Origin of the sequence: Streptomyces antioxidans (assembly GCF_000968685.2) — a bacterium.
Classification (GTDB): domain Bacteria; phylum Actinomycetota; class Actinomycetes; order Streptomycetales; family Streptomycetaceae; genus Streptomyces; species Streptomyces antioxidans.
Map to the genome: position 1 here is coordinate 1 of NZ_LAKD02000228.1, position 405 is coordinate 405.

General features: G+C 72.6%; 1 protein-coding gene. It reads left to right on the plus strand.

What is annotated here, in order from left to right:
- A partial coding sequence (locus tag VT50_RS37875; RefSeq protein ID WP_143645393.1) for a ketoacyl-synthetase C-terminal extension domain-containing protein occupies positions 1-405 on the plus strand: 405 nt, incomplete at both ends.

Genomic DNA, 405 nt, shown 5'->3' on the forward strand with positions numbered 1-405 from the left:
ACCGAGCCGGTGGAGTGGCCTGGCGGTGAGCGGCTGCGCAGGGCCGGGGTGTCCTCGTTCGGCGCCTCCGGCACCAACGCCCATGTGATCATCGAGCAGGCCCCTGTGGACGACGGGCCGGAGGCGCAGCCGGTCTCCTCCGACGTGGGCACCGTCTCGTGGGTGCTTTCGGCGCGGAGTGTGGAGGCGTTGCGGGGGCAGGCTGCCGCTCTGGCTGAGCGGGTGGGGGGTGTGTCCGGGCTGTTGCCGGTTGATGTGGGGTGGTCGTTGGTGGCGACGCGGTCGGTGTTTGAGTGTCGGGCGGTGGTGGTGGGCGGTGATCGCGCGGAGCTGTTGGCGGGTGTGGAGGCGTTGGCGGGGGGTGTGGTGCATCCGGGTGTGGTGCGGTCGGGGGCGGCGGTGCTG